This window comes from Streptomyces sp. NPDC002403 (genome assembly GCF_053593015.1).
On sequence record NZ_JBSFBQ010000142.1, the window covers coordinates 1 to 2180 of the forward strand.

Sequence of the window (2180 nt, forward strand, 5' to 3'; positions counted from 1 at the left end):
GCGTCCGGTGCTGGGTTCGGATCCGGTGCTCCCGCCCGGACCCGCGGGTCCGGGCGGGAGCACCGGATCCGGGAAGAATGCCGCCGTGGATGCCGGGGTTGGTGGGGTTGGTGGGAGCACCGCTGGGGTTGGTGGGGGTGTTGCGCGTTTGGGTCGGGGTGGTGTGGGTGTTTCGGTCGCGGAGGTGTGGGAGCGGGAGGACCGGGAGCGCAGAGCGGTTTTCGTCCGTGATCCGGGGGAGTCGGCGGGTGTGGTCGATGCCCGGGTGGAGGCGTGGGTTCCGGTCCAGGAGGCTCTGCTCGTGGAGGCTGCCGCGCGTGGGTATCTCGAGGAGCACGGTGGCCGGCAGGACGGGCCTGCCGGGGGTATGACGGTCGCGGAGCGGGCGCGGGCCGCTGTCCGGGAGGCGGTCGTGGCTGTCGCGGCCGCGAAGCAGGCCTTCCGTACCGCTCACCGGATGGACCCCGACGACATCATCCACCGCCTCCACGCACTGCGGGAGGCCTCCCTGAGGACACGTCCACGACTGCCGGGCGGAATGCCTCCCCGCCGGCCCGGCCCGGACCCCCGGCAGCAGCCACCAGCACAGACCGCCCCGGCCGCCCCGGCCGGCCCGGACCGGCCCGCACAGACCACACCCCTCCCCGCCACCGAGACCACCGTCCCGGCATCCCCCACACCCCTGCCCGCGGCCGGGGCCACCGTCCCCGGCACGGCCAGCCAGGACATCTTCACCGCACTGCACCGCGCCCGGCCCGCAACCGCCCAGGACAACAGCACGGACCAGCCCCCCGCCCCCCGGACAGGCAACAACCCACCCGACCACAACCACAGCGGCCACAACCAAGACCACGGCCGCGGCCGAGATCGTGGCCGTGGCCGGGTGGTCGATACCGGTCCCGGCCTCGCCCCGCTCGTTCTTCCCGGCACGGACGGACAGAGCCACTGGACAGACGTGATGACGGACCTCTTCGGCCCCGACCCCCAGGAAGAAGAAACCGCAGACCACCCCACACACCCCCAACAACAGCCGCCCGCGGACCCCACCCCCCACCCCACCCCGCCCGCCGGGACAATGGACCCTCCGGCAGACCCCCACACACCCGCCCCGGCGGATCAGGCCGACCCCACCCAGACCCCCCACCCCACCCCACCCCCACCACTGACCATCGAGGACCTCGCCCGCACCATCCGTGAGCTGGCCGGGGAACGGGCCGGTGTACACCTCGAGACCGTGGCCACCCACCTCGGCAGGGCACAAGACGAGATCGGGGACGTCCTCAAGGACGCCGGCATCAACGCCAGGCCACTCGAAATACGGTTCGGCGGCGAGCGGCGCAAGCGGCTGGGGGTGCGGGTGGATGACCTGGGCGGGCACGGCCTCGCCCACCTCCCGCCCATCGAAGACCTCGCCCGCACCGTCCGCCAACTGGCCGCGCAACACGGACGAGGGAACGGTGTACACCTCGAGGCCCTGGCCACCCACCTCCGCGGCCAGCAGGAATTCAAGCACCTCGACCTGCAGAGATACGAGATCAAGAGCGCCCTCCAAGCCGTCGGCGTCACCGTCCGGCAATTCACAGGGCTGGTCGGAGACGAGCGGCGCTCACGGCTGGGGGTGCGGGTGGACGACCTGGGCGGGCACGGCCTCGCCCACCTCCCGCCGATCGAAGACCTCGCCCGCACCATCTGTCAACTGGCTGAGGAACGGGTTGGTGTGCACCTCGACACCCTGGCCGCCCACCTCCATCTGCGGGAAGACGAGGTCAGGGGTGTCCTCGAGGCCGCCAGCGTCAGCGTCAACACGCTCGAACTGTGGTTCGGTGGCGAGCGGCGCCAGCGGTTGGGGGTGCGGGTGGATGCTTTGGGCGGGCGTGGCCTGGTCGGGGGTGGGTCGGGTGGGCTGTCCCGGGATGCTTCCGGCGGGGCGGGTGTGGGGGAGATCGTGGGTCCGGTCGGTTCTGGCGGGGCCCGTCATCGTGTTTCTCTTCGGCCGGTTGTCGGGGGTGTTGCCGGTTCTTCTCGTGATCGGGTGGCGGTGAACGGCCGGGGCGGTGTGCGCCCCGCGGACCCCGCGGACCCGGCTGTGTCGGCTGTGCCGTGGGCTGGTGCTGTGGAGCATGGTCGGTGGGGGGAGGGGGTGTCGGGGGCCGGTGAGTATGGGGTCGGCCCGGGGGCGC

1 pseudogene is annotated in these 2180 nt (G+C 72.6%); it reads left to right on the forward strand.

Annotation, left to right across the window (positions count from 1 at the left end):
• Positions 1 to 163: 163 nt before the first annotated feature.
• A pseudogene (locus ACWCPY_RS43165) lies at positions 164 to 2180 on the forward strand (hypothetical protein); the annotation flags it as partial.